This window comes from Pseudomonas lini (assembly GCF_964063345.1).
Taxonomy (GTDB): Bacteria; Pseudomonadota; Gammaproteobacteria; order Pseudomonadales; family Pseudomonadaceae; genus Aquipseudomonas; species Aquipseudomonas lini_B.
In genome coordinates this window covers 5,609,703-5,635,138 of record NZ_OZ061318.1, presented here as the reverse complement: position 1 = coordinate 5,635,138, position 25,436 = coordinate 5,609,703, and the positions used below count along the sequence as shown (strand labels likewise).

The following is a 25,436-nucleotide window of genomic DNA, read 5'->3' as shown; positions in this document are numbered from 1 at the left end:
GAGCGATTCACATAACGCGTCAGGGAATCGACATGCTTTACCGAATCGCCGCCGACGGGCTGGTGCTGTCTCACTTGCTGTTCATTCTGTTCGTGCTGTTCGGCGGGCTGCTGGTGCTCAAATGGCATCACCTGGCCTGGTGGCACCTGCCCGCCGCCGCGTGGGGCGTGATCGTGGAAGTTTTCCACCTGACGTGCCCACTCACCGAATGGGAAAACCGCATGCGCCATGCGGCCGGGCAAACCGGTTATGGCGGCGGTTTTATTGAACATTACGTGTGGCCGATTATTTATCCGGCCGGGCTGACACCCACGATTCAGCTGGGGCTGGGCAGCGTGGTGCTGGCGATCAACGTGCTGATCTACCTGCGGCTGATCCGCTTATGGAGATTGCGGCACCCGACTCGTTCAGGGCAGTAACCGGTCTGGCTGAGTTCAGTTGGCAATGACGCTCATGTTCCGGCCACTGGCCTTGGCCACATACAGCGCCTTGTCTGCTGCGCCGATCAAGTCTGTTCGTGCTGTTCGGCGGGCTGCTGGTGCTCAAATGGCATCACCTGGCCTGGTGGCACCTGCCCGCCGCCGCGTGGGGCGTGATCGTGGAAGTTTTCCACCTGACGTGCCCACTCACCGAATGGGAAAACCGCATGCGCCATGCGGCCGGGCAAACCGGTTATGGCGGCGGTTTTATTGAACATTACGTGTGGCCGATTATTTATCCGGCCGGGCTGACACCCACGATTCAGCTGGCACTGGGCAGCGTGGTGCTGGCGATCAACGTGCTGATCTACCTGCGGCTGATCCGCTTATGGAAGCTGCGACACTCGACTCGTTCAGGGCAGTGACCGGTCGGTTGAACTCAGTTGGCAATGACGCTCATGTTCCGGCCACTGGCCTTGGCCACATACAGCGCTTTATCTGCTGCGCCGATCAAGTCCTCGGGCTGGCTCTGCGCCATCTGGTTATAGGCGCAGACCCCCAGGCTGACCGTGACCACGCCTTCGGGACTGCCACTGTGCTTGATGTCGATTTGCTGAACCGCGCGACGGATCTTTTCGGCGACGAGAAACGCTCCCACGTAATCGGTGCCCGGCAGCACCACCGTGAACTCCTCGCCACCGAAGCGCGCAGCGAGATCGCCGGGGCGCTTGATATTGTCGGTGATGACAGCGCTGATTTTGCGCAAACACTCATCCCCCGCCAGATGACCATACTGATCATTGAAACTCTTGAAATGATCGACATCGATCATCAGCAACGCAAGGCTGGTGTGGGTACGCCTGGCGCGACCCATTTCCGCCAGGATGAATAAATCGAATTGACGCCGATTGGAAAGCCCGGTCAGCGCGTCCTCCAAAGCCAGCAACTTAAGGCTGTGATTGACCTCGATAAGTTTTTCCTGAGCCTCCAGCAATTCGCTCTGAATATTATTCTGCTGCTTCATGACGCGGATCAGGCGATAGCCGAGAACGCCCAGGAACCCCAGCAGCACTGACACAATGCCTGCACTGCGTATGGACTCCTGCTTCCAACTGGCCAGGACTTCATTCTTGTCGAGCGCGGTAAAGACAATAAGCGGATAACCCTGGACCCGCCGAAACCCTGCCACGCGCTCCACCCCATCCACGTAGGACTTGACCGTTGCCGTACCGGAATCGCCTTTGGGCAACAGTTGGGTGAACAGCGGCCCACTGGCGACGCTGGTGCCAACATCGGCTTCGTTGAACGGGCGGCGAACGACGATGCTGGCGTCGTCGGCGATCAGGTTGATCACCCCGTTTTTACCCATGTCGATGCTGTTGTACAGGCCCAGGAAGTGATTGAGGTAGATCGAAGCCACCACCACCCCGGCAAACCGGCCATCGGCGTGATTGATCCGGCGTGACACGGTCATGATCCATTCGCCGGTGGAGCGACTTTTTATCGACGGACCGATATGAGGACCACGGTCGGGATGATCACGGTGGTAGATGAAATATTCACGATCGGCATTATTGGCATCGGCCGGCACGATGTTAATGGCATTGGCGAGCCAACGTCCTTCTTCGTCGAAAACGAACAGTCCGTGGATCTGTGCCAATTCACCGCGCTGGGCCTGGAGCAAACGTTGCAATCTGGGAAATTTCGCCGGCTCCATGCCGTCGTTTTCGAGGCGATCCACCAAGGCAAACAGTAATGTGTCGGCCTGTTTGATCGATGCCTGCGCCTGCGAGGCCAGGGTTTGCGCCAGGTTGGACATCGCCACCTCGCTATCCCGCAAATGATACTGACGCGCGTTCCAGCCTTCCCCGATCACAATGGCCGTCATGGACAGGCACACTGCAACCAGCAGGAAGACTGCGTATCGAACCTTGAGTCTCGACTCAACCTGCTCAGGCACCCAAGGCGTGGCGAGGCGGGTGTTTTCAGTACGATCTTTGACGAACGGATGCCCCATGACGCTCCCTGATTCCCTTATGACATGGCGAATTTTCCCGTTCGCCCTTTTAGCGCCAGCCAGCCATGGCTGGCGCTCAGACCTCTATGACTCATCAACGAATACGATAGGTGATTTGCACGAAAATGCTCATCTCCAACGATCGTAGGGCTACATCTGCGCCTGTTTCACCGCCTCAAGCCACGCCGGGTTCAATTGCGTCTGTTCAGTCTCGATGCCCAGCACTTCCATCCGTGCCTTGTGCTGGTCCATCTCACGGGTCAGCTGGCTATGGTCGCTGGAATTGCCGTCCAACTGGTGCATCTGGCTCAGTCCCAGATGATAAAAACGCAGCAGCTTCATGGCGCTCGGATCGCCCTTCTCCACCGCCGCCGTCACCTGGTGCATGACATTGGTGATGCTCATCAGGCTGCGTTTGAGCTGCCAACCGTAGACTGCTGGCGCCATCCATTCCTGGGTCCAGAACGTGCCGCGTATCAGCGCCGCCATCAGCAATAACGCGGAAAATACGCCGCCCACGTTAAAGCGCAGATTGTCACCGCCAGGTTCACCGAACAGCGCCACCGCCGCCGTGGACAGCACCATCGCCAGCGCCAGGAACATCAGGGCGATGATCACCGTGCTGCGTCGTGTCTGGCGTCGATAGGTTTCGGCTTTCATTGGCTGGATTTCGAACATCGCGACGGGGTTCCTTGCATCAATGGTAAAAGGCTCTGTGGCAAAAAGACTGCGGGGCATTATCGCCTCCCCGAAAGATTTAGCTATGCTGGAGCGCCTTTTCATCTTTTCATCGTCAAACGGGGAACATGGCGATACAGCGCAGTTCGTGCCATCTTCATCATGGATACACACTATTCGGATGCCATGCGCCTGCCGGCGGGTGACATCGTTTTAAGGATCATTGAATGACCCAACGACACGTAATCAACGCCTCGGTCAGCCCTAAAGGCAGCCTGGAAACACTGTCCCAACGTGAAGTACAACAACTGAGCGAAGCCGGAACCGGCGTCACCTACACCCTATTCCGCCAGTGCGCCCTGGCCATCCTCAATACTGGCGCCCACGTCGATAACGCCAAGACCATTCTGGAAGCCTACAAAGACTTCGAAATCCGTATTCACCAGCAAGACCGTGGCGTACGCCTGGAACTGCTGAACGCCCCGGCCGACGCTTTCGTCGACGGCGAAATGATCGCCAGCACCCGGGAAATGCTCTTCAGCGCCCTGCGCGACATCGTCTACACCGAAAACGAACTCGACGCCTTGAGCATCGACCTCAGCACCTCCCAGGGCATCAGCGACTACGTCTTCCACCTGCTGCGCAACGCCCGCACCTTGCGCCCCGGCGTCGAACCGAAAATCGTGGTGTGCTGGGGCGGCCACTCGATCAACACCGAAGAATACAAATACACCAAGAAAGTCGGCCACGAACTCGGCCTGCGCAGCCTGGATATCTGCACCGGTTGCGGCCCGGGCGTGATGAAAGGCCCGATGAAAGGCGCGACCATCGCCCACGCCAAACAGCGCATCCACGGCGGCCGCTACCTCGGTTTGACCGAGCCCGGGATCATCGCCGCCGAAGCGCCGAACCCGATCGTCAACGAACTGGTGATCCTGCCGGACATCGAGAAACGCCTGGAAGCGTTCGTCCGCGTCGGCCACGGCATCATCATTTTCCCGGGCGGCGCGGGCACGGCCGAAGAATTCCTGTACCTGCTCGGCATCCTGATGCACCCGGACAACGAAAGCCTGCCGTTCCCCGTGGTCCTCACCGGGCCGAAAAGCGCCGCGCCGTACCTGGAGCAGTTGCACGCCTTCGTCGGTGCCACCCTCGGTGAAGCTGCGCAGCAACACTACGAAATCATCATCGACGACCCAGCGGAAGTGGCGCGGCAGATGACTCAGGGCCTCAAAGCAGTCAAACAGTTCCGTCGCGAGCGCAACGACGCGTTCCATTTCAATTGGCTGCTGAAGATCGACGAAGGCTTCCAGCGCCCGTTCGACCCGACCCACGCCAACATGGCCAACCTGCAACTGAGCCGCAATCTGCCGTCCCACGAACTGGCCGCCAACCTGCGCCGCGCGTTCTCCGGCATCGTCGCCGGCAACGTCAAGGACAAGGGCATCCGCCTGATCGAAGAACACGGGCCATACCAGATCCGTGGCGATGCCGCCGTCATGCAACCGCTGGACAAACTGCTCAAAGCTTTCGTCGCCCAGCACCGGATGAAACTGCCGGGCGGCGCGGAGTATGTGCCGTGTTATCAGGTGGTGGCGTAACAATATTGAAGTGAGCAGGCTCGCTTGAAAGAAACCCCGCATGATGCGGGGTTTCTTGTTTTTGGGGACTGTGTCAGTGGATCTCATTGTGGCGAGGGAGCTTGCTCCCGCTGGGTTGCGAAGCGACCCCAATCCTGCAACCGCATCTTTTCAGGCATACCGCATTCATCGGCTTTACGACTGCTGCGCAGCCGAACGGGAGCAAGCTCCCTCGCCACAGATGACCAATCACTTCAGATCCAGTGTCAGACAGGCGGATCGAGGTTATCCAGTACCCGGTTGACGGCCAACTCCCCGAGCATCACCACCGATTGAATCCCCAACATCATGTTGCGATGTGGCATGTCCATCAACCCGGCAAACTCACTGAGCATCATGCTCGCCGACGCCAGGGTTTCACAGGCATTGACCAGTAGGGTTTCGTTATCGACCTTCTCACCCACATGGTAAATGGTGCTGGGTTTGCGCTTGGTGTCTTTGGGGATGGGCGGCTTGAGGTAATGGTCGAGGGCGCGGTTGGCGGCTTCGTTGAGTTTTTTTTAAATCGAGGGAATCGTAGGGGGATGTTGGATCGGTTTCCGGTGGGTTGGGTGTTGGTTTGATCATGATGAAGCTCCTAGAGTCATGGAGCGGCCACGGTTCGCTGCGAGACGAAAAGAGGTGGCAGCTATACGCAGGTCGCAGACCGGGACTCTAGAACCGGCAGACCCGAAGGTCTCCCACGTACAGCCGCCATAACATGAACGGACAGGCGTACCTGTTCACGAACGGAGGATGTTGTGCGTCTAGAGATACACAGGCTGCGAGACCCGATCGCTGATTCGTCAGCGACCCGGAAACGATAGAGTCCGGCCTCAAGGCGCACAAGCCGGCGGATTCTGGCGCAGTCGTAGGCAACGGCGCAAGGTTGTGTAGCCTGAGTGAGTATCTGGAAGTGTCGTTTAAACATCGTTTGTTTAATGGTCTGACACCGAGCCTTGTAGCGGCTGTACTGGCCTCATCGCGGGCAAGCCCGCTCCCACAGGTATCTGCTGTGACCAAAGAATGTGTGAACGACACCAATCACTGTGGGAGCGGGCTTGCCCGCGATGAGGCCCGAAAAAACACCCTCCACCTTTCGGTCAATCCACCAATCGCGCCGCAAGAGACTTGGCCTGGCTCGCCACGTCGGTCACCGCCGTGCTCTCCCACCACATCCCGCGCAACGGTGGGCCCATGGCGAACAAACGGCTGGCGACCTGCCCATCGGCGCTGAGTACCGCGCCGTCATCCGCGGCGGCAATCCCCAACGCCAATGGCCCCGGCCGCACCAGCCCGCGCGCCAATAGCTGCTGCGGCAATGGCCGCGCCACCCGGCGCCAGTCGTATTCGATGCCACTGGAGTTGATCAGCGCCGCGCCCTGCACCACGCAGGTTTCGGCCTCGCCACGCCGACGGATGCGAATGCTGACCTCCCCGTTCAACGAAGGCTCAAGCCCTTTGAACGACGCCGCCTGAATCCGCAACCGCCCTTCCCCGTGCAGCCGCGCCACCAACTCGGCGCTCAACGGCGGAGAGCGATGGTGATGGCTTTCCCACCACGGCCGCACATGCCGCACAAACTGCCGACGTTGCACATCCGTCGCCTGACTCCACAACCGCCCGATGTGCGCCCGCACGGTGTCGAGCGGTGCTTGCCAATCGATGCCCTGAGCGATGGCGTCGCGGCAATGCCGGCGCAGTTCGCGCATCAACTGACGCGGCGTGCGGATGCTGTGATCCTCGGCCAAAAAATCCGCCCAGGCCGGCGGCTGTCGCCGTACATGAGGCAATAGCCCATGCCGGGAAAACACTTCGATCGGCCCGCGATGCCCGGCCTGCTCCAGCGACACCACGGCATCGACCATGGTCAGGCCCGAGCCGATGATCAGCACCGTCGACTGCGGATCGAACTGACGCATGGCGCTCACACCCCATGGGTCGAGCGCCGCTGTGTTCAAGCCGCTGGATTCGGTTTGCGGCGTGCGCGCGGCGGGGAACATGCCCGTGGCCAGCGCCGCATAGGCGCCCTGCAAACGTTGCCCGTCACTCAAAGTCAGCAATACGGCGTTGTCCCGGGTTTGCAGGTCGACCACCTCGGCCCGTACATGCTCGACACTCGAACCATTCAATGCGCCCACCGCCTGCGCCTCGGCCAAACGCTGCTGCACATAAACGCCAAACAGTCCGCGCGGCGCAAACAGCTCGCTGATCGGCACATGCTGCTGATCCGACTCCGGCCAACCACCCGCCGCGATGTACTCGGTCAGCCATTGGGTCAAATCATCAGCATTGTCGGGATCGACGCTCATCCGCGCCGCATTGCCGTTGAGCGTATGGCCCAGTTCAACCGCGCTGTACGCTTCGCCCCGACCAACTTCGGCCCGGGGTTCGATCACCAGCACCTGACGCTTGCCCGGCAAGCGCAGCAACTGCGCCGCCAGCATCGCGCCGCTCAGGCCGCCGCCGATGATCAGGATGTCCGCGTGGCGGATGGCGTCGGTTGCCTGTCCGCTTGGGGTGTCAGTCATGGCGTTCTCATTGATCAGTGTTTACCTAAATAGAAGTCGTGCAGATCGCCCCGTGCCAGTAACTCATCGGCGGTACCGGACAGCACCACGCGACCGGTGTCGAGGACGTAGGCCTTTGAGGCGTACTTGAGTGCCACGTTAATATTTTGCTCGGCAATCAGGAAGCTCACCTGCTCGTCTCGATTGAGTTGCGCCACGATTTCGAAAATCTCCTGGACGATAATAGGCGCCAAACCCATGGAAGGTTCGTCGAGCAATACCAAACCAGGACGGGTCATCAACGCCCGGCCGATGGCGACCATTTGTTGTTCGCCACCGGAAGTGAGCCCGGCCCGGGTCTTGCGCTTGGTTTTCAGGCGTGGAAACCAGGCGTAGATGCGCTCCAGATCCGCCGCCAGGTCCTTGCCGCTCAGACCGCGAACGAAGCCGCCGCTGCGCAAATTGTCCTCCACGGTCAATTGCGCGAATACGTGCCGGCCCTCCAGCACATGCACCATGCCTTGGCGAACGCGAACGCTCGGATCGATCCCTGCGATATCGCGCCCGAGAAACTCGATCGTCCCTCGACTGACTTCCGCGCGCTCGGCCCGCACCAACCCGGAAATCGCCTTGAGCGTGGTGCTTTTGCCCGCACCATTGGCCCCGAGCAACGCGACGATGCCGCCCTTGGGCACCGTCAGCGACACCCCGGCCACGGCCAGGATCGCTCCGTCGTAGATCACCTCGATGTCTTTGACTTGCAACAGGTCACTGGCAGCAATGTCGCTGGCGGCTTGGCTCATACGTTATTCATCCCCGGTGCAGGTGCGTGGCGTCAGGCCTTTTTCCTTGGCGAACGCGGCGGATTTTTCATCGATCAATGGCCGCAGCAAGGCGCGGTCGGCGGGGATCCAGTCGCTGATCAGCGTCCAGTTGGCGCCGTCCCACTGTTGAACCCGCGCCGAACCGCCACCCTCATGATCCTTGCAAGACAGCTTGAGGTTCTGCATCAGGCCGAAGTAGCCCATGTCCTTGAGCCGCGCGTCGTCGATGTTCAGGTGTTCCAGGCCCCAGCGCCCTTCTTCGCCATTAAGCGGTCGCTTGCCGAATTTGCCTTGGGCGGTGCGGATCGCTTCCACCATCACTGCCGCGTTCACCAGCCCGGAGTTGTAATAGACGCTGCCGAAATTCTTCAGGTCCTTGAGGTCGCTTTTGCCTTTGTCGAGAATGGCTTGCTTGAGGCGTTTGTGGATCTCGAATTCGCTGCCGGCCGGGTATGGCGTCAGCGCCAGATACCCTTTGGCGGCGGCGCCCGCGGGCAACACGTCTTCGCTGGAACTGGCCCAGATGTCGCCGACGATGTGATCCACCGGAAAACCGAAACGTGCCGCCGTCTTGACCGCTACCGGCGTCGATACGCCCCAGGTGCGCAGGAACACCCAGTCCGGGTTGGCCTGGCGCACTTGCCGCCATTGCGCCGATTGCTCGTTGCCCGGATCGGCCACCGGAATCTGGATGTTTTCGAAGCCGTATTTTTCAGCCAGCAGTTTCAACGGACCTAGGGTTTCCCGACCGTAAGCCGAGTCGTGATAAACCGTGGCGATCTTCTTGCCCTTGAGTTTGTCGAACCCGCCCTCGCGCTGGGCGATGTAGTTGATCAGGCTCGAAGCCTCGCTGTAGAAGGTCAGCATCACCGGAAAGTTGTAAGGGAACACCGTGCCGTCGGTGGCTTCGGTGCGACCGTAGCCGAGGGTAATCAGCGGGATCTTGTCGACTTCCGCCCGCTCGCTCAGCGCATACGCCGCCGGTGCACCGTTGGGTGAATAGATCGCCACCGGGGCGCCATCCAGGCCTTTCTTGAAGCGCTCATAGCACTCGATGCCCTTCTCTGCCGTCCACTCGGTTTCGCATTCCTGCCAGACCAGTTTGACGCCGTTGATCCCGCCTTCCACATCATTGATGTAGTTCAGGTAATCGAGCATCCCGGCCCACACTTGCACACCACTGGAGGCGTAAGCGCCGACACGGTAAGTGGCCAACGGGAAGAACTGCTGGTCCGGCGAGGCCTGGACCATCGGCACCGCGCTGCCGAATACCGCCAGCGTCAGAGCGGCGCCGGCCAACGAACGTTTCAAGGATGCACGCATATTGTCTCTCTACCAGGTTGGGGATTCAGAAGCGCAGCGGCCAGTGACTCAGCCGTTCACGAAGGTTGCTCAAGAGGCGTATCAGGCCTTCCGGTTCCTTGATCAGAAACAGGATGATCAGCACGCCGAAGATGATTTTTTGCAGGTTCTGCAACTGGCCGGCGTCCACCGAACCACCGAACAAGGCTTGCCCGGCGTGGCTGAGCAGGATCGGCAGCAGGCTGATAAACGCCGCGCCGACGAAGTTGCCGGCGATGCTGCCCATGCCACCGATAATGATGATGAACAGGATCTGGAACGATCGGTTGATATCGAAGCTGCTGGCGCTGGCCGTGCCCAGATAAGCAAAGGCCCACAGCGCCCCGGCGATGCCGAGGTAAAACGAGCTGACGGCGAACGCCAGGTGCTTGTAACGCACCACCGGAATGCCGATGACAGCAGCGGCGGTGTCCATGTCGCGGATCGCCATCCAGTTGCGGCCGATCTGGCTTTTCACCAGGTTCACTGCAACCCAGGTCAACAGCAGCACCGTGGTCAGGGTCAGCAGATAGCGGCCCAATGGGCTGTTGAGGTCATGGCCGAACAGGGCCAGTTTCGGCGCGGAAATGGTCCCGGACGAACCGTAGTTGTAGAACCAGGGGAATTTGACGAACAGCCACTCCAGGAAAAACTGCGCGGCGAGCGTGGTGACCATCAGGTAAAAGCCCTTGATCCGCGAACTCGGCAGGCCAAAGACAAACCCCACCACCGCGCTGATCAGCCCGCCGCCGAGCAGCGCCACCGGCAAGCCCAGCTCTGGCAAACGCAGCAGAAAACCGTAGGTGGCAAAGGCGCCGACCGCCATGAACCCGGCCGCGCCGACAGAAGTCTGCCCGGTGTAGCCGGTGAGTAAGTTGAGGCCAAGCCCGGCCAGGGACAGCACCAGAAACGGGATCAGAATCGCGTTCAGCCAATAGTCGTTGCCGGTCAGCGGCACGACCACGAAGGCGATCAACAACAGCGCAATCAAGCCAATCGGCACACGGCGCTGGATCAACACCGCTGGCGCGGTTTCGCGGGTAAGGGAAATCGACATGGGTTCAGACTCGCTCGATGGCGCGCTCGCCGAACAGGCCGGCGGGACGGATGTACAGGAAGGCCAAAGCCAGGACGTAAGCGAACCACGGGGTAATGCCACCGCCGATCAGCGGGCCGATGTACACCTCGGCGAGGTTCTCCGCCGCACCGACGATCAACCCGCCGACAATCGCCCCGCCAATCGAGGTGAAGCCGCCGATGATCAACACCGGCAAGGCCTTGAGCACCACCAGCGACAGCGAGAACTGCACGCCTTGGCGCGCGCCCCACAACAATCCCGCCACCAGCCCGACGATGCCGGCCACCGCCCAGACGATCTGCCAGATGCGGTTGAGGTTGATGCCGATCGACAACGCGGCGGTGGTGTCATCCGCCACCGCGCGCAGGGACACGCCAATGCGGGTTTTGTTGAACAGCAGCGCCAGCACCGTCACCAGCACGATGGCGGCCGCTGCGGCAATCAGGTCGAACTGGCTGACCATCAGCCCGCCGATAAACAGCGGCACGTCGTCGATGCCCAGATCCAGCGCCCGCACTTGCGACCCCATCAAGCCCTGAGCCAGGCCTTCGATGATGAACGACAGCCCGAGGGTGGCCATGAACAGGGTGATCTGCGAGCGATTGACCAGTGGCCGCAACACCAGCCGTTCGATCAGCAACGCGCCGATGATCATCACCGCAACGGTCAGCAACAGCGCCAAGGCGAACGGCACGCCTTGATCGTGCAGGCTGACAAAGGTCAACGCGGCGAACAGCAGCATCGCGCCCTGGGCAAAATTGAACACGCCGCTGGCCTTGTAGATCAGCACGAAGCCGATCGCGACCAGCGAATACATGGTCCCGGCGAGCAAGCCGCCGAGCAGGGTTTCGAAGAAGAACGTCATCAGTGCACCACTCCCAGATATGCCGCGATGACTTCAGGATTGGCCTGCACCTCGGCCGGCGTGCCGTCACCGACCTTGCGCCCGTAATCGAGCACCACCACATGGTCGGACAGGCCCATGACCACGCTCATGTCGTGCTCGATCAACACCACCGTAGTGCCGAGGTCGCGGTTGATGTCGGCGATGAAGCGGGCCATTTCCTGCTTCTCTTCGGCGTTCATCCCGGCCATCGGCTCATCGAGCAACAACAGGCTGGGGCCGGCGATCAAAGCACGGCCAAGCTCCACACGTTTTTGCAGGCCGTAGGACAGCTTGCCCACCGGCACATCGCGATGGGCTTGCAGTTCGAGGAATTCGAGAATGCCCTGGGCCTGCCTCCGGAAGTCTTCAGCCTCACGCCGGGCTCTTGGCAGGTTCAGCGCTTGCTCAATGAAACGGCTGCGCAAGTGCCGTGACAGGCCGGTGAGGATGTTGTCGATCACACTCATTTTCTTGAACAGCGCGTTGTTCTGGAACGTGCGGCCGATGCCCCGGCGTGCGGCGCTCAACGGGTCGATACGCTTGAACGGCTGTTGCTCGAACACAATCGAACCGGCATCGAAGCGGTACACGCCGTTCAGCACGTTGAGCAACGAACTCTTGCCCGCGCCGTTGGGGCCGATCAGCGCGCAGATCTCGCCCCGGCGCACGTCGAACGACAGTTCATTGATCGCCTTCACGCCTTTGAAGGACAGGGATATACCGCTGACTTGCAAAATGGAATCAGTCGAGCTCATGCGATGTCCCGTTTGAATTCAGCGAGCCAGGTCGGCTCGGGTTGAGCATCGGAAATGCGGGTGGCTTGCCAGATGAAATGCAGGTTGTGGAAGCCCAACAGGCGGCGAACGCGATTCTTGATCAACCGTTGCAGGCCTTTTTCGGGATGGGCGATAGCCCAGTCGCAGAGGCGTCGACGCCAAGTGCCATTGGGGGCGAGGCGGCTTTCGATTTCCGCGGCCAATAGTTGCAGGCGTTCGACCGACAGCAGCAGCCCGGACGGCGCCACTTCACGACGGTCGCGGCTGGCGCTGCCGGGGCTTTCCGGGAAAGCCAGGGATTGGCCGCTGCTCAGCCATTGTTCCAGCAGCACCGTCAGGCCGTGCTGCCACTGGGTGCCCTCTTCGCTCCACAGTTGTGCGTCTTGATTCCAGCGGTTGAGGCGTTGCGCAGGGTCCACCGGGCCGAGTAACTCGGCGAAATTCAGCAGAGGCTGGCCTTGATTGATCCAGAGTTGCTGCGTCTGTCGTCCCTGGACGAACGCGTGGGTCGGCCGGCTGCGCCACAGGGTTTTGTGCAGGGCTTCGGGGTCAAGGTTGTCCGGCAGCGTCAGCAGTTCGGCACCGATATGGCGGGCGGCCAGTGCGAGCAGCAACAGATTTGGCTCGAACACACCACTCAAGGCCAGGCGCGAGTCTTCGGTAAAACCCTGCTGACGCAAACCATCGGCCAACCGCTCGACATCGCGCAAAACATCGATCCAGCGCCAGACGAACCACTGACCATGGCGTTTGTGGCGCAAGGCCGGCTGCAACGGACTGACCTGCGCCCAGTGCTGCAGCTGCTCCAGGGCACGAGGGGCCCTGACCTGCCATTCGGCGGTGTCCGCGATAGGCGGACGCTTGAGTTCATGCACGCTCATAGGCTTACCTCTTATCCATGGGCAAAAGCGTGCGGTGGTCCGCTGGGCTGAAGGGTTAACACAATCTTTAAAACACCGCCGCGTCCCCAGTGGGAGCGAGCCTGCTCGCGATGGCGGCGTGGCAGGCGACATCGATGTTGGATGTGCCGGCCTCTTCGCGGGCAAGCCCGCTCCCACAGGGTTTTGTGTCGTCCACAAATATCGCCAGCGATACGAAACCTGTGGGAGCGTGGCTTGCCCGCGATGGCGGTGTGACAGGCGACATCGATGTTGGATGTGCCGGCCTCTTCGCGGGCAAGCCCGCTCCCACGGGGTTTTGTGTCGTCCACAAATATCGCCAGCGATACGAAACCTGTGGGAGCGTGGCTTGCCCGCGATGGCGGTGTGACAGGCGACATCGATGTTGGATGTGCCGGCCTCTTCGCGGGCAAGCCCGCTCCCACAGGGTTTTGTGTCGTCCACAAATATCGCCAGCGATACGAAACCTGTGGGAGCGTGGCTTGCCCGCGATGGCATCTAGGCAGACACCACTTTCTTCTCCTGCTGACGCAATACCGCCAGGTTTCGATAACCGGCCCCTGGATGGATATCCGGTAATCTTGGGCCCTCACCAAACAACTTCTCGCGCAAGGTCCCCGGCGCATAGTCGGTCTTGTACACCCCGCGCTTTTGCAACTCCGGCACCAGCAACTCCACGGCGTCGATGAAGGTTTCGTGGGTCAGCGCATAAGCCAGGTTGAAGCCATCCACATCAGTCTCCTCGACCCATTCCTGCAGCAAATCGGCGACGGTCTCGGGGCTGCCGACAAACAGCGGCCCGAAACCACCGATCCCGACCCAATCGGCCAGTTCGTTCGGCGTCCAGACCTTGTTCGGGTCCGCCGTGGAGAACGCCTCCACCGCCGATTGAATCGCATTGGTGTGCACGTGTTTGAGCGGCTCATCCGGTTTGAACTGGCTGAAATCGATCCCGGTCCAGCCCGAGATCAACGCCATGGCGCCCTCATAACTGACCCAGGTTTTGTATTCTTCGAACTTGGCGTTGGCCTTCGCGTCGGTCTCGCCGAGGATCACGGTTTGCAGATTGAAGATCAGGATCTTCGACGGATCGCGCCCCGCCTCGGCCGCGCGACGACGGATGTCGGCCACGGTTTTCTTCAGCAGCACTTTCGACGGCGCGGCGACAAACACACACTCAGCATGCTCGGCAGCAAACTGCTTGCCGCGACTCGAGGCGCCGGCCTGATACAGCACCGGCGTACGTTGCGGTGAAGGCTCGCAGAGGTGAATCCCCGGCACCTGAAAGTGTTTACCAACGTGCCGGATCTCGTGGATTTTGCTCGGGTCGCTGAAGATTCGCCGCTCGCGATCCCGCAACATCGCGCCCTCTTCCCAGCTGCCTTCCCACAGCTTGTAGCAAACCTCCAGGTACTCTTCGGCGAAGTCATAACGGGCGTCATGTTCGGTCTGGGCTTTCTGGCCGAGGTTCTTCGCGCCGCTTTCCAGGTACGAGGTGACAATGTTCCAGCCAGCGCGGCCCTTGGTCAGATGATCGAGGGTCGACAGGCGTCGGGCGAACGGATATGGGTGTTCGAATGACAGCGACGCAGTCAGTCCGAACCCCAGATGCTCGGTGACCAGCGCCATCGGCGGGATCAGTTGCAGCGGATCGTTGACCGGCACCTGCGCCGCCTGACGAATCGCCGCGTCACCGTTGCCGTTGTAGACGTCATAAATGCCCAGCACGTCGGCAATGAACAAACCGTCGAACTTGCCGCGCTCGAGAATTTTTGCCAGATCGGTCCAGTACTCAAGATCCTTGTACTGCCAGGATCGATCCCGCGGATGCGCCCACAAACCCGGCGACTGGTGACCGACGCAGTTCATGTCAAAGGCGTTGAGACGAATTTCACGGGCCATCAAACGACACTCCGCACGCTGGGGGGATGGATGCCGTTGAGGCGGAAGTTGCCAATGAGGTGGAGTTTCCAGCGCAACGGATCATCCAGCGATCCAGGCAACACGGTGCGTTGGCCGGTGAGTTCGAATTCGGCATTGCTGACGGTATTTAGCGCGTCCGCGCTGGCCAGGTGCGACTCGGCGGTGGCGACGCTGATTTCCGTATCGTCATCAACGCTGTTCAGAAAGTCTTCGGCGCGTTCGAGCAGCGCGGCGGCGACTTCAATGCGGATGTGCAAATCGCCGAAGCGGCTGATGACGTAAGGATCATCCGTGGCTTGGGTCTTTTGCCGGACGAAACGCAACGTCGCGTCGAACAAGCTGCGAGCGTTGTGCAGGTCGTGCTGACTTTTGGCCAGGGGCTGCCCGGCAACAATCGGTTGGGTCAAAGCGTTCATGGTGGGCTCCTCAGTTCCAGGCGTGGCGCGCAGGCTTCACGCCGTTGAGCAGGTAGTTGCCGATCAAGTGATATTTCCAGCGAGCCGGGTCGTGCAAGGTGTGCGTCCGGGCGTTGCGCCAGTGACGGTCGAGGTTGTACTTGCCGAGCACCGAGCGGGTGCCGGCGAGTTCGAAGAGTTTGCTGCTGGTGAGCAAGGCGATTTCGGCAGAGAGGACTTTCGCCTGTGCGACCACCACCGAGGCGCGGGCAACCGTGTCTTCATTGGCTTTGAGCAACGCGGCGTCGATGGCTTGGCCGGCCTTTTTCAGGATCGCTTCGGTGCCATGAACCCGCCATTCGAGGTCGCCGATCGCGGCGATGCTGAACGGGTCCTGCCAGCCATGATCCTGCTGACTGTCGATCCATGGTCGGGCTTCACGAGCGTAGCGCTTGGTTTCTTCCAGGGCGCCGATGGCGATGCCGGTATCCACCGCAGCCTGGATGATTTGCGAGATCGGGCCGTCGGCGGTGGGTTCGTCGAACGCCTTGTGGGCCGGGATCACCGCGCTCAAAGGCACATTCACCGCGTTCAGGGTCACACCGCCGCTGGCAGTGGTGCGCTGGCCGAAACCATCCCAACTGTCGATCACCGTCAACCCGGGATTGTCGCGCTCGATGAAGGCGATGAAAGCCTTGTTCTCTTGATCGACCGCCACTGCCGGCACGATGTGCGCGAACAAAGCGCCGGTGCAGTAGAACTTCTCGCCGTCGATTCGCGCGAAGTCTTTATCGAAACGGATACGGGTTTCAAAGGCACCGGCATTCTTGCTTTTCGATTCGGAGAAAGCGTTGCCGAAACGGTAGCCCTGCAGGACTTTGCCGAAGTAATAGCGCTTCTGCGCTTCGGTGGCGGTTTGCAGCAGGATGTCGAGCACGCCCAGATGGTTTTGCGGGATCTGGCCGAGGGACGGGTCAGCGGCGGAAATGATCTTGATCACCTCGGCGACTGTCACGTAAGACACGCCGGCACCGCCGTATTCTTTGGGAATGGTGATGCCCCATAAACCACTGGCGGAGAACTCGTCGAGTTCGGCGACCGGCAGACGTCGCTCGCGGTCACGAGCGCTGGCCTCGATAGCGAAGCGGGCGGCGAGCTTGTGAGCGACGGCGATCGCCTCGGCGTCCGAGTGGATCACATGGGCGGTTTGCGAGGGTTGGGCAGAGGCTGTCATGGGCCGACTCCGGGAGTCTGGTGAATGCCCCAGAGCTTTTGCAGGAGTCGTGCCTGAAATTAAATTTGTTTTATTTCAATAGGTTAATTAACTATCCGAGAAATACTTGCAGCTTTAAAACAGCAAAGTGCTTATCCAGTGTTGGCCGGTAAACAGTCAGATCACCACATTACGCACAAACCGCGCCGCCACTTCCCCGTCGTTACGATAGGAGTGCGGCTGGTTGCTGGCGAACATGAAGAACTCACCGGCAGCGATTTTCTGCGGTTGGTCGCCGAGCATCAGGGTCAGGCAACCTTCGAACACATAAATCTGCTCACTCCAGCCTTCGGCATCCGGCTGCGATGGATAAACCTCGCCCGGTTGCAGACACCATTCCCATTGTTCCACTTCACGGGTGGCGGTGGCTTTTGACAGTAAAACAGCTTTGCTGCCGGGGATCGTTCCGGCCCAAGCGACTTCGTTGATGCGGCTCGGGTCGCGGGCATCCGGGGCCTGGATCAGGTCGCTGAAGGCTACGTCCAGCGCTTCGGCCACGCGGTCGAGGGTGGTCAGGCTGACATTCTTCTCGCCGGCCTCGATGGCCACCAGCATCCGGCGGCTGACCCCGGACTTTTCGGCCAAAGCGGTCTGGCTCATGTCGGCGGCGTGGCGCAGACGTCGAACGTTCTGGCTGACGTGCTGGAGAACCGAAGCCCGTTGGGTGGAATCTTTGTGCACTATATTGCTCACTTGGTGGTATTGCGCAGTATACTGCCCAACTTCCGGCGCATTGTGCGTCTCCCTCAGGTAGCGCGCAAGGTCATGACGTCGGTGAACTCCTCCCCTGCTTCCTCCCGTTTCTCACGGTTCAGCAAAGCTGAGTGCGTGTTGGTGCTGATCACCGTGATCTGGGGCGGGACCTTTTTGCTGGTGCAGCACGCGATGACCGTCAGCGGGCCGATGTTTTTCGTCGGTCTGCGTTTTGCTGCGGCGGCGAGCATTGTTGCCCTGTTCTCCTGGCGTCATCTGCGCGAACTGACCCTGTTCGAACTCAAGGCCGGGTCGTTCATCGGCGTGGCGATCATGCTCGGTTATGGCTTGCAGACCGTGGGTTTGCAGAGCATTCCCAGTAGTCAGTCGGCGTTTATTACGGCGCTGTATGTGCCGTTCGTGCCGTTGCTGCAATGGCTGGTGCTGGGTCGGCGGCCGGGGCTGATGCCGAGCATCGGGATCATGCTGGCCTTTACCGGGTTGATGCTGTTGTCGGGACCGGCCGGCGCGTCATTCAATTTCAGCCCCGGTGAAATCGCCACATTGATCAGCGCCGTGGCGATTGCGGCGGAGATCATTTTGATCAGCACCTATGCCGGCCAGGTCGACGTGCGCCGGGTGACAGTGGTGCAACTGGCGGTGACTGCGGTGCTGGCCTTTTTGATGGTGGTGCCGACTCAGGAAGTGATTCCGGGATTCTCCTGGTTGCTGTTGTGCAGCGCATTGGGGCTGGGCGCGGCGAGTGCGGCGATTCAGGTGGCGATGAACTGGGCGCAGAAGAGTGTTTCGCCGACGCGGGCGACGTTGATCTATGCGGGGGAGCCGGTGTGGGCCGGGATTGTCGGGCGGATCGCCGGGGAGCGATTGCCGGCGATTGCGTTGGTGGGGGCGGGATTGATTGTGGCGGCGGTGATTGTCAGTGAGTTGAAGACTAAGGGTAAGGTTGCTTCGCCTGAAGAAGAGTTGGAGCAGGAAGCACAGGGATAAGCCCCCATTTCTACGTTGCTTGATAGATAGCCATCGCGGGCAAGCCCGCTCCCACAGGGTCTGGAGGTGTATACGCGATTTGTGTACAACCAAAATCTCTGTGGGAGCGGGCTTGCCCGCGATGGGGCCGGGACAGGCGAAATCGCGCTCCCTGAAACAATGATAAACAGGAATTTTCCGTTTACCTTGTAGGATTCTGCGACAGCTTGGCGTTTGGTGATCCGGGAGCTGGCACGTATGATGCTTAACAAACTTCCGCAGATTAGAAGCCTATGTCCCTGATAGTTCTACTGCTTCTGCCTTTTATCGGCAGCTGTCTGGCAGCCTTGCTGCCGCACAACGCGCGTAACACCGAATCGCTGTTGGCTGGCGTGGTGGCCCTGATCGGCACCGTCCAGGTCGCCCTCTTGTACCCGCAAATCGCCCATGGCGGCGTGATCCGCGAAGAATTCTTCTGGCTACCGAGCTTGGGCCTGAACTTCGTTCTGCGCATGGACGGTTTTGCCTGGCTGTTCTCGATGCTGGTGCTGGGCATCGGCACGCTGGTTTCTCTGTACGCCCGCTACTACATGTCGCCGGACGATCCGGTGCCGCGGTTCTTCGCGTTTTTTCTGGCGTTCATGGGCGCCATGCTCGGGTTGGTGATTTCCGGCAACCTGATCCAGATCGTGTTTTTCTGGGAGCTGACCAGCCTCTTCTCATTCCTGTTGATCGGCTATTGGCACCACCGCGCCGATGCGCGACGTGGCGCCTATATGGCATTGATGGTCACCGGTGCCGGCGGCTTGTGTTTGCTGGCGGGGGTCATGCTGCTTGGCCATGTGGTCGGCAGCTATGACCTGGACAAGGTCCTGGCCGCCGGCGAGCTGATTCGCGCACATGCCCTCTACCCTATTCTGCTGCCCCTGATCCTGATCGGCGCCCTGAGTAAAAGTGCGCAATTCCCCTTCCACTTCTGGCTGCCCCACGCCATGGCGGCGCCGACACCGGTTTCGGCCTATCTGCACTCGGCGACCATGGTCAAGGCCGGGGTCTTCCTGCTCGCACGCCTGTGGCCGTCGCTGTCCGGCAGTGAAGAATGGTTCTACATCGTCAGCGGAGCCGGCGCCTGCACTCTGTTGCTCGGCGCTTACTGCGCGATGTTCCAGAACGACCTCAAGGGCCTGCTGGCCTACTCGACCATCAGCCACCTGGGCCTGATCACTTTGCTGCTGGGGCTGAACAGTCCGCTGGCCGCCGTGGCCGCGGTGTTCCACATTCTCAACCACGCCACCTTCAAAGCCTCGCTGTTCATGGCCGCCGGAATCATCGACCACGAAAGCGGCACCCGGGACATTCGTAAACTCAGCGGCCTGATCAAACTGATCCCGTTCACCGCCACCCTGGCCATGGTCGCCAGTGCCTCCATGGCCGGCGTGCCGCTGCTCAACGGTTTCCTGTCGAAAGAGATGTTCTTCGCCGAAACCGTGTTCATCAACGCGACGGCCTGGATCGAGATGACCCTGCCCATCGTCGCGACCATCGCCGGGACGTTCAGCGTGGCCTATTCCCTGCGCTTCACCGTCGATGTGTTCTTCGGCCCGACCGCCACTGACCTGCCGCACACCCCGCACGAGCCGCCCCGCTGGATGCGCGCGCCGGTGGAATTACTGGTGTTCACCTGTCTGGTGGTGGGGATCTTCCCGGCGCAAGTGGTCGGCCCGTTGCTCGCGGCGGCGGCATTGCCGGTGGTGGGCGGCACGCTGCCCGAATACAGCCTGGCGATCTGGCACGGCTGGAACGCGCCGATGATCATGAGTCTGATCGCCATGTCCTGCGGCATCACCCTCTATCTGCTGCTGCGCAATCAGCTCAAGCGCGGACGCTTCACGCACCCGCCGGTGATCAGCCACTTCAATGGCAAGCGCCTGTTCGAGCGCAGCCTGGTGATCATGATGCGCCTGGCCCGACGTCTGGAGCGGCGGATCAGTACCCGACGCTTGCAAACCCAACTGTTTCTGGTGGTGCTCGCCGCGGTGCTGGCCGGGTTGATCCCGATGCTGCACAGCAGCCTGAGCTGGGGCGACCGGCCGAAGATTCAGGGCTCGATCGTGTTCGTGATCCTCTGGCTGCTGGCGATTGCCTGCGCCCTTGGTGCGGCATGGCAAGCCAAGTATCACCGGCTCGCTGCCCTGACCATGGTCAGCGTCTGTGGCTTGATGACCTGCGTGACCTTCGTCTGGTTCTCGGCGCCGGATCTGGCCCTGACGCAACTGGCAGTGGAAGTGGTGACCACGGTGTTGATCCTCCTCGGTCTGCGCTGGCTGCCGCGACGGATCGAAGAGGTCTCGCCGTTGCCGAGCAGTCTGCGCAAGGCCCGCATCCGCCGTATCCGCGACTTGCTGCTGTCGATCGCGGTCGGTGGCGGCATGGCATTACTGTCCTACGCGATGCTGACCCGCCAGACGCCCAACGATATTTCCTCGTTCTACCTCAGTCGCGCACTGCCCGAAGGCGGCGGCAGCAACGTGGTCAACGTGATGCTGGTGGACTTCCGTGGCTTCGACACCCTCGGCGAAATCACCGTGCTGGTGGCGGTGGCCCTGGCCGTGTTCGCCCTGCTGCGACGCTTCCGCCCGCCGAAAGAAAGCCTGCAGCTGCCGGCGCAGCAACGTTTGCTCGCGCCGGATGTGGTCACCGACCTGGTCAACCCGCGTCACGCCAGCGACACCGCGCTCGGTTTCATGATGGTGCCAGCGGTGCTGGTGCGCCTGCTGCTGCCGATTGCGTTTGTGGTGTCGGTCTACCTGTTCATGCGCGGGCACAATCAACCGGGTGGCGGTTTCGTCGCCGGTCTGGTGATGTCGGTGGCGTTCATCCTGCAATACATGGTCGCCGGCACCCAGTGGGTCGAGGCGCAAATGAGCCTGCGGCCGCTGCGCTGGATGGGCACCGGGCTGCTGTTCGCCACGGTCACCGGGCTCGGGGCGATGGCGGCCGGGTATCCATTCCTCACCACTCACACTTGGCATTTCACATTGCCGCTGCTGGGCGACATTCACATCGCCAGCGCGCTGTTCTTCGACATTGGCGTGTACGCCGTGGTGGTCGGTTCGACATTGCTGATCCTCACCGCCCTCGCCCACCAATCGGTACGCGGTCACAAAACCAGCGCGCAAACCAAGCCCACGGCCAAAGCGGCTGCCACGCAAGGAGCCATCTGATGGAAGAAGTCATCGCAATCGCCATCGGTGTGCTGGCCGCGTCCGGCGTGTGGCTGGTGCTGCGGCCACGGACGTTCCAAGTGGTCATGGGCCTGTGCCTGCTGTCCTACGGCGTCAACCTGTTCATCTTCAGCATGGGCAGCCTGTTCATCGGCAAGGAGCCGAACATCAAGGACGGCGTGCCTCAGGATTTGCTGCACTACACCGACCCGCTGCCGCAAGCGTTGGTACTGACCGCGATCGTCATCAGCTTCGCCATGACCGCGCTGTTCCTGGTGGTGCTGCTCGCCTCCCGGGGCCTGACCGGTACCGACCATGTGGATGGCCGGGAGCCTAAAGAATGAATCCGATGGCGCACCTGATCGCTGCACCGATTCTGCTACCGTTGCTGACCGCCGCGGTGATGCTGATGCTGGGCGAGAAACATCGCCCGCTAAAGGCCAAAATCAACCTGTTCTCCAGCCTGCTGGGGCTGGGCATTGCCGTGATGCTGCTGCAATGGACGCAAACCACCGGTGTACCCGGCTCCATCGGTGTGTACCTGCCGGGCAACTGGCAGGTGCCGTTCGGCATTGTGCTGGTGGTCGATCGTCTGTCGGCGCTGATGCTGGTGCTGACCGGGATCATCGGCGTCAGCGCGTTGCTGTTCGCCATGGCCCGCTGGGACGGTGCCGGTTCGAGTTTCCACGCGCTGTTTCAGATTCAGTTGATGGGCCTGTACGGCGCCTTCCTGACGGCAGACCTGTTCAACCTGTTCGTGTTTTTCGAAGTGCTGCTGGCTGCCTCTTACGGGCTGATGCTGCACGGTTCGGGCCGGGCGCGGGTGTCGTCGGGGCTGCATTACATCTCGATCAACCTGCTGGCCTCGTCGCTGTTTCTAATTGGCGCGGCGCTGATCTACGGCGTCACCGGCACGCTGAACATGGCCGACCTGGCGCTGAAAATCCCGCTGGTGCCAGAAGCCGATCGCGGCTTGCTGCATGCCGGCGCGGCCATTCTGGCGGTGGCGTTCCTGGCCAAGGCCGGGATGTGGCCATTGAATTTCTGGCTGGTGCCGGCCTACTCCGCGGCCAGCGCGCCCGTGGCGGCGATGTTCGCGATCATGACCAAGGTCGGCGTCTACACCTTGCTACGCCTGTGGACGCTGCTGTTCTCCGGACAGGCCGGGGCATCCGCGTACTTCGGTGGCGACTGGCTGATCTACGGCGGCATGGCGACCATCGTCTGCGCCGCCGTGGCGATCCTCGCCGCGCAACGCCTGGAACGCATGGCCAGCCTGAGCATTCTGGTGTCGGCAGGCATTCTGTTGTCGGCCATCGGTTTCGCCCAGCCAAACCTGATTGGCGCGGCCCTGTTCTATCTGGTCAGCTCGACCCTGGCCTTGAGCGCGCTGTTCTTGCTGGCCGAATTGATCGAGCGCTCGCGTTCGGCCAACGAGATGCCGCTATTCGATGACGGCGAACTGCTTCCCCGGCCCTTGGAATCCTTGCAGCCGCCCAAAGGCTTCAACCTCGATGACGACCGCAAAGCCGTGGTCGGACAGGTGATTCCCTGGACCATGGCGTTCCTCGGTTTGAGCTTCATCGCCTGCGCCCTGCTGATCATCGGTATGCCGCCACTTTCAGGGTTTATCGGCAAACTCAGTCTGCTCAGCGCCCTGCTCAATCCGCTGGGTCTGGGTAATGGCAGCGACGAACCGATATCGAAGGGTGCATGGGGTTTGCTCGTCCTGTTGATCCTGTCCGGGCTGGCCTCACTGATCGCTTTCTCGCGTTTGGGCATCCAGCGTTTCTGGACCCCGCAAGAGCGCCCATCGCCCTTGCTGCGGCGCCTGGAATGCGTGCCGATTGTCATTCTGCTGGGGCTGAGCATTGCGCTGACGTTCAAGGCTGAACCGCTGCTGCGCTACACCCAAGCGGCGGCCGATGCATTGAACAACCCGCAGCAATACGTGATGGCGGTGCTCGAAACCCGTGTAATTCCAGGCCCACAAGCCAAGACAGCGCTGCTGGAGGTGCAACCATGAAGCGTCTGTTTCCTGCACCGTGGCTGTCTTTGGCGTTGTGGTTGCTGTGGCTGGTGTTGAACCTGTCGATGAGTCCCGGCAATCTGCTGCTGGGCGCCGTGCTGGGGTTCTGCGCGCCGTTGATGATGCGCAAGTTGCGGCCGCTGCCGATCCGCATTCGTCGTCCCGGGGTGATCCTGCGTTTGTTCTTGCTGGTCGGGCGCGACGTGATCGTGTCCAACCTCGCCGTAGCCTGGGGCGTGCTCAACGCGGGCCGTCGTGCGCCCCGCTCGCGGTTCATCAAGGTGCCGCTGGATTTGCGCGATGCCAACGGCCTCGCGGCGCTGTCGATGATCTGTACGGTGGTCCCCGGCACGGTCTGGTCGGAATTGGCGCTGGATCGCAGCATTCTGTTGCTGCACGTCTTCGATCTGGATGACGAAAACCAATTCATCCAGCACTTCAAGACGACCTATGAACGCCCCTTGATGGAGATCTTCGAATGAGCGCATTGCTGTCGAACGCGATCCTGCTGAGCCTGTTCATCTTTTCAATGGCGATGATTCTGACCCTGATCCGGCTGTTCAAGGGCCCGTCGGCCCAGGATCGGGTTCTGGCCCTGGATTACCTGTACATCATCGCCATGCTGATGATGCTCGCGCTGGGCATTCGTTATGCCAGTGACACTTACTTCGAGGCGGCGCTGCTGATCGCCCTGTTCGGCTTCGTCGGCTCGTTCGCCCTGGCCAAATTCCTGCTGCGTGGGGAGGTGATCGAATGAGGCCCGAACTGTCTCTGTGGGTGGAAATCGCGGTGGCGGTTCTGCTGGTGCTGAGCAGCCTGTTTACGTTGATCGGCGCGGTTGGGCTGCTGCGGATGAAGGATTATTTCCAGCGCATGCACCCGCCCGCGCTGGCCTCGACCTTGGGCGCGTGGTGCGTGGCATTGGCTTCGATCATTTACTTTTCGGCGCTCAAATCGGCGCCGGTGCTGCATGCCTGGCTGATCCCGGTTCTACTGTCCATCACCGTGCCGGTGACCACACTGCTGCTGGCTCGGGCGGCGCTGTTTCGCAAGCGCATGGCGGGGGATGATGTGCCGGCTGAGGTGAGCAGTCGGCGGACGGAAACGGGGAGTTAAGTTCAGAAGTTTTGTTGATTGGGCGGGCCTCATCGCGAGCAGGCTCGCTCCCACATTGGATCTTCGGTGTTCACAAAATCCCTGTGGGAGCGAGCCTGCTCGCGATGGCAATAGTCCGGTCGACTCAAATCCAGGCCACTGCCAACAATCCGGACCCCAACACCACACACAACGGCGAATACGCCCACGTATCCAGCCGGGCAAACCTCGAGCCCTTCTCCTGCTTGAAGAACCCCACCAAATTCGAATCGCCTATCGCCCGGGCGAACATCAGCATCGCGATCGCGCTGATCACCCATTGCAGCGACCAATGATGCACCGTGGGCAGATACAGCCCGACCCGCAGGCACACCAGCATCGCGATCAGCAGTAAACCCACCGCCACCAGCAACGTGGCAAAGCCCGACGGCTTGAACGCGGGCCTTGATGCCTCACCGCCCTCCCCGGGCACACGCGGCACCACCGCCTCGCTACCCCACTTGCCACCCGCTGCCCAATACAGGTGGACCAGGCTGATCAATAAAAAGATTGCTGCAATCCATTGCGCGACCAAAAGGCTCATATTCAGAGATCCAGCGTGAAATGTCGCAGCAGGATGAACTTCCTTGCGCGTTTTTGTAAGGGTATTCGCTATAAACGGTAGCTCTGCTGCAAACGCGATTAAAAGCGCCCCCCCCCAAGAAGCTGCCGCAGGCTGCGATCTTTTGATCTTGTTTTTTTCAAGCCAGGTCAAAAGATCGCCGTCTGCG

Annotated in this window: 24 protein-coding genes and 1 pseudogene; 10 read left to right on the top strand and 15 right to left on the bottom strand. The window is 60.9% G+C overall.

Annotated elements, in window-relative coordinates; translation table 11 throughout:
* Positions 1 to 32 precede the first annotated feature (32 nt).
* Positions 33 to 419, top strand: coding sequence for a DUF2784 domain-containing protein (locus AB3226_RS25700; protein WP_367375146.1), 387 nt, complete (start codon positions 33 to 35; stop codon positions 417 to 419).
* 92 nt (positions 420 to 511) lie between these two features.
* Positions 512 to 844, top strand: coding sequence for a DUF2784 domain-containing protein (locus AB3226_RS25695; RefSeq protein ID WP_367375852.1), 333 nt, complete (start codon positions 512 to 514; stop codon positions 842 to 844).
* Positions 845 to 858: 14 nt separating this feature from the next.
* Here AB3226_RS25695 and AB3226_RS25690 read toward each other — a convergent pair whose 3' ends face one another.
* Together AB3226_RS25690 and AB3226_RS25685 are read right to left on the bottom strand one after the other, a co-directional pair.
* A complete protein-coding gene (locus AB3226_RS25690; protein WP_367375145.1) occupies positions 859 to 2,436 on the bottom strand; it encodes a diguanylate cyclase in 1,578 nt (525 codons plus the stop codon).
* Between the two features lie 150 nt (positions 2,437 to 2,586).
* Positions 2,587 to 3,114, bottom strand: coding sequence for a DUF3087 domain-containing protein (locus AB3226_RS25685; protein WP_367375144.1), 528 nt, complete (start codon positions 3,112 to 3,114; stop codon positions 2,587 to 2,589).
* Between the two features lie 227 nt (positions 3,115 to 3,341).
* Here AB3226_RS25685 and ppnN point away from each other — a divergent pair, with 227 nt between their 5' ends.
* Entirely contained in the window at positions 3,342 to 4,715 is a 1,374-nt protein-coding gene (gene ppnN / locus AB3226_RS25680) for a nucleotide 5'-monophosphate nucleosidase PpnN (protein ID WP_367375143.1), read from the top strand.
* 245 nt (positions 4,716 to 4,960) lie between these two features.
* Here ppnN and AB3226_RS25675 read toward each other — a convergent pair.
* The 12 genes and pseudogenes from AB3226_RS25675 to AB3226_RS25620 all read right to left on the bottom strand — a co-directional run bounded on the left by AB3226_RS25675 (position 4,961) and on the right by AB3226_RS25620 (position 17,319).
* Positions 4,961 to 5,321: pseudogene (locus tag AB3226_RS25675) on the bottom strand (hypothetical protein).
* Between the two features lie 515 nt (positions 5,322 to 5,836).
* The gene (locus AB3226_RS25670; RefSeq protein WP_367375142.1) at positions 5,837 to 7,264 is read right to left on the bottom strand and encodes an FAD/NAD(P)-binding protein; all 1,428 of its coding nucleotides are present in this window, start codon (positions 7,262 to 7,264) and stop codon (positions 5,837 to 5,839) included.
* Positions 7,265 to 7,278: 14 nt separating this feature from the next.
* The gene (locus AB3226_RS25665; RefSeq protein WP_367375141.1) at positions 7,279 to 8,046 is read right to left on the bottom strand and encodes an ABC transporter ATP-binding protein; all 768 of its coding nucleotides are present in this window, start codon (positions 8,044 to 8,046) and stop codon (positions 7,279 to 7,281) included.
* 3 nt (positions 8,047 to 8,049) lie between these two features.
* The gene (locus AB3226_RS25660) at positions 8,050 to 9,390 is read right to left on the bottom strand and encodes an ABC transporter substrate-binding protein (RefSeq protein WP_367375140.1); all 1,341 of its coding nucleotides are present in this window, start codon (positions 9,388 to 9,390) and stop codon (positions 8,050 to 8,052) included.
* A 25-nt stretch (positions 9,391 to 9,415) separates the two neighbouring features.
* Complete coding sequence (locus AB3226_RS25655) at positions 9,416 to 10,465, bottom strand: branched-chain amino acid ABC transporter permease (protein WP_367375139.1); 1,050 nt, start codon at positions 10,463 to 10,465, stop codon at positions 9,416 to 9,418.
* A 4-nt stretch (positions 10,466 to 10,469) separates the two neighbouring features.
* Positions 10,470 to 11,351: a branched-chain amino acid ABC transporter permease gene (locus AB3226_RS25650; protein WP_367375138.1), complete on the bottom strand. Its 882-nt coding sequence runs from the start codon at positions 11,349 to 11,351 to the stop codon at positions 10,470 to 10,472.
* A complete protein-coding gene (locus AB3226_RS25645; protein ID WP_008014136.1) occupies positions 11,351 to 12,127 on the bottom strand; it encodes an ABC transporter ATP-binding protein in 777 nt (258 codons plus the stop codon). The genes AB3226_RS25650 and AB3226_RS25645 overlap by 1 nt, the downstream gene beginning before the upstream one ends.
* The gene (locus AB3226_RS25640; RefSeq protein WP_367375137.1) at positions 12,124 to 13,029 is read right to left on the bottom strand and encodes an AMP-binding protein; all 906 of its coding nucleotides are present in this window, start codon (positions 13,027 to 13,029) and stop codon (positions 12,124 to 12,126) included. Before AB3226_RS25640 ends, AB3226_RS25645 begins: the two co-directional genes overlap by 4 nt.
* Before the next feature lie 516 nt (positions 13,030 to 13,545).
* Positions 13,546 to 14,949 (bottom strand): LLM class flavin-dependent oxidoreductase, encoded by a 1,404-nt coding sequence (locus AB3226_RS25635; RefSeq protein WP_367375136.1) that lies wholly within the window; start codon positions 14,947 to 14,949, stop codon positions 13,546 to 13,548.
* A complete protein-coding gene (locus tag AB3226_RS25630) occupies positions 14,949 to 15,386 on the bottom strand; it encodes an acyl-CoA dehydrogenase (protein WP_367375135.1) in 438 nt (145 codons plus the stop codon). Before AB3226_RS25630 ends, AB3226_RS25635 begins: the two co-directional genes overlap by 1 nt.
* 10 nt (positions 15,387 to 15,396) lie before the next feature.
* The gene (locus AB3226_RS25625) at positions 15,397 to 16,599 is read right to left on the bottom strand and encodes an SfnB family sulfur acquisition oxidoreductase (protein WP_367375134.1); all 1,203 of its coding nucleotides are present in this window, start codon (positions 16,597 to 16,599) and stop codon (positions 15,397 to 15,399) included.
* A 156-nt stretch (positions 16,600 to 16,755) separates the two neighbouring features.
* Entirely contained in the window at positions 16,756 to 17,319 is a 564-nt protein-coding gene (locus AB3226_RS25620; protein ID WP_038982597.1) for a helix-turn-helix domain-containing protein, read from the bottom strand.
* Between AB3226_RS25620 and AB3226_RS25615 the strand changes: the two genes are divergently transcribed.
* The 7 genes from AB3226_RS25615 to AB3226_RS25585 all read left to right on the top strand — a co-directional run bounded on the left by AB3226_RS25615 (position 17,314) and on the right by AB3226_RS25585 (position 24,687).
* Positions 17,314 to 18,339 carry a DMT family transporter gene (locus AB3226_RS25615; RefSeq protein ID WP_367375133.1) on the top strand — a complete coding sequence of 342 codons (1,026 nt, stop codon included), beginning with the start codon at positions 17,314 to 17,316 and terminating at the stop codon, positions 18,337 to 18,339. The two genes, AB3226_RS25620 and AB3226_RS25615, sit on opposite strands and share 6 nt — an antisense overlap.
* Positions 18,340 to 18,611: 272 nt before the next feature.
* The gene (locus AB3226_RS25610) at positions 18,612 to 21,542 is read left to right on the top strand and encodes a monovalent cation/H+ antiporter subunit A (protein ID WP_367375132.1); all 2,931 of its coding nucleotides are present in this window, start codon (positions 18,612 to 18,614) and stop codon (positions 21,540 to 21,542) included.
* Positions 21,542 to 21,886, top strand: a complete 345-nt coding sequence (locus tag AB3226_RS25605) for a Na+/H+ antiporter subunit C (RefSeq protein ID WP_008029186.1) — start codon at positions 21,542 to 21,544, stop codon at positions 21,884 to 21,886. The genes AB3226_RS25610 and AB3226_RS25605 overlap by 1 nt, the downstream gene beginning before the upstream one ends.
* On the top strand, positions 21,883 to 23,568 hold the full coding sequence (locus AB3226_RS25600; protein ID WP_367375131.1) for a monovalent cation/H+ antiporter subunit D: 1,686 nt from the start codon (positions 21,883 to 21,885) through the stop codon (positions 23,566 to 23,568). The genes AB3226_RS25605 and AB3226_RS25600 overlap by 4 nt, the downstream gene beginning before the upstream one ends.
* A complete protein-coding gene (locus AB3226_RS25595) occupies positions 23,565 to 24,053 on the top strand; it encodes a Na+/H+ antiporter subunit E (RefSeq protein WP_367375130.1) in 489 nt (162 codons plus the stop codon). Before AB3226_RS25600 ends, AB3226_RS25595 begins: the two co-directional genes overlap by 4 nt.
* Positions 24,050 to 24,328 (top strand): K+/H+ antiporter subunit F, encoded by a 279-nt coding sequence (locus AB3226_RS25590; protein WP_008012107.1) that lies wholly within the window; start codon positions 24,050 to 24,052, stop codon positions 24,326 to 24,328. The genes AB3226_RS25595 and AB3226_RS25590 overlap by 4 nt, the downstream gene beginning before the upstream one ends.
* On the top strand, positions 24,325 to 24,687 hold the full coding sequence (locus tag AB3226_RS25585; RefSeq protein ID WP_367375129.1) for a Na+/H+ antiporter subunit G: 363 nt from the start codon (positions 24,325 to 24,327) through the stop codon (positions 24,685 to 24,687). Before AB3226_RS25590 ends, AB3226_RS25585 begins: the two co-directional genes overlap by 4 nt.
* Positions 24,688 to 24,811: 124 nt before the next feature.
* Here AB3226_RS25585 and AB3226_RS25580 read toward each other — a convergent pair whose 3' ends face one another.
* Positions 24,812 to 25,249, bottom strand: a complete 438-nt coding sequence (locus AB3226_RS25580) for a DUF3995 domain-containing protein (RefSeq protein WP_367375128.1) — start codon at positions 25,247 to 25,249, stop codon at positions 24,812 to 24,814.
* Between the last annotated feature and the right edge of the window lie 187 nt (positions 25,250 to 25,436).

Bases quoted from the DNA above. Each gene is read 5' to 3' on its own strand.
- AB3226_RS25700 (WP_367375146.1), top strand. From the start codon at position 33: ATGCTTTACCGAATCGCCGCCGACGGGCTGGTGCTGTCTCACTTGCTG.
- AB3226_RS25690 (WP_367375145.1), bottom strand. From the start codon at position 2,436: ATGGGGCATCCGTTCGTCAAAGATCGTACTGAAAACACCCGCCTCGCC.
- AB3226_RS25685 (WP_367375144.1), bottom strand. From the start codon at position 3,114: ATGTTCGAAATCCAGCCAATGAAAGCCGAAACCTATCGACGCCAGACA.
- ppnN (WP_367375143.1), top strand. From the start codon at position 3,342: ATGACCCAACGACACGTAATCAACGCCTCGGTCAGCCCTAAAGGCAGC.
- AB3226_RS25670 (WP_367375142.1), bottom strand. From the start codon at position 7,264: ATGACTGACACCCCAAGCGGACAGGCAACCGACGCCATCCGCCACGCG.
- AB3226_RS25665 (WP_367375141.1), bottom strand. From the start codon at position 8,046: ATGAGCCAAGCCGCCAGCGACATTGCTGCCAGTGACCTGTTGCAAGTC.
- AB3226_RS25660 (WP_367375140.1), bottom strand. From the start codon at position 9,390: ATGCGTGCATCCTTGAAACGTTCGTTGGCCGGCGCCGCTCTGACGCTG.
- AB3226_RS25655 (WP_367375139.1), bottom strand. From the start codon at position 10,465: ATGTCGATTTCCCTTACCCGCGAAACCGCGCCAGCGGTGTTGATCCAG.
- AB3226_RS25650 (WP_367375138.1), bottom strand. From the start codon at position 11,351: ATGACGTTCTTCTTCGAAACCCTGCTCGGCGGCTTGCTCGCCGGGACC.
- AB3226_RS25645 (WP_008014136.1), bottom strand. From the start codon at position 12,127: ATGAGCTCGACTGATTCCATTTTGCAAGTCAGCGGTATATCCCTGTCC.
- AB3226_RS25640 (WP_367375137.1), bottom strand. From the start codon at position 13,029: ATGAGCGTGCATGAACTCAAGCGTCCGCCTATCGCGGACACCGCCGAA.
- AB3226_RS25635 (WP_367375136.1), bottom strand. From the start codon at position 14,949: ATGGCCCGTGAAATTCGTCTCAACGCCTTTGACATGAACTGCGTCGGT.
- AB3226_RS25630 (WP_367375135.1), bottom strand. From the start codon at position 15,386: ATGAACGCTTTGACCCAACCGATTGTTGCCGGGCAGCCCCTGGCCAAA.
- AB3226_RS25625 (WP_367375134.1), bottom strand. From the start codon at position 16,599: ATGACAGCCTCTGCCCAACCCTCGCAAACCGCCCATGTGATCCACTCG.
- AB3226_RS25610 (WP_367375132.1), top strand. From the start codon at position 18,612: ATGTCCCTGATAGTTCTACTGCTTCTGCCTTTTATCGGCAGCTGTCTG.
- AB3226_RS25605 (WP_008029186.1), top strand. From the start codon at position 21,542: ATGGAAGAAGTCATCGCAATCGCCATCGGTGTGCTGGCCGCGTCCGGC.
- AB3226_RS25600 (WP_367375131.1), top strand. From the start codon at position 21,883: ATGAATCCGATGGCGCACCTGATCGCTGCACCGATTCTGCTACCGTTG.
- AB3226_RS25595 (WP_367375130.1), top strand. From the start codon at position 23,565: ATGAAGCGTCTGTTTCCTGCACCGTGGCTGTCTTTGGCGTTGTGGTTG.
- AB3226_RS25590 (WP_008012107.1), top strand. From the start codon at position 24,050: ATGAGCGCATTGCTGTCGAACGCGATCCTGCTGAGCCTGTTCATCTTT.
- AB3226_RS25585 (WP_367375129.1), top strand. From the start codon at position 24,325: ATGAGGCCCGAACTGTCTCTGTGGGTGGAAATCGCGGTGGCGGTTCTG.
- AB3226_RS25580 (WP_367375128.1), bottom strand. From the start codon at position 25,249: ATGAGCCTTTTGGTCGCGCAATGGATTGCAGCAATCTTTTTATTGATC.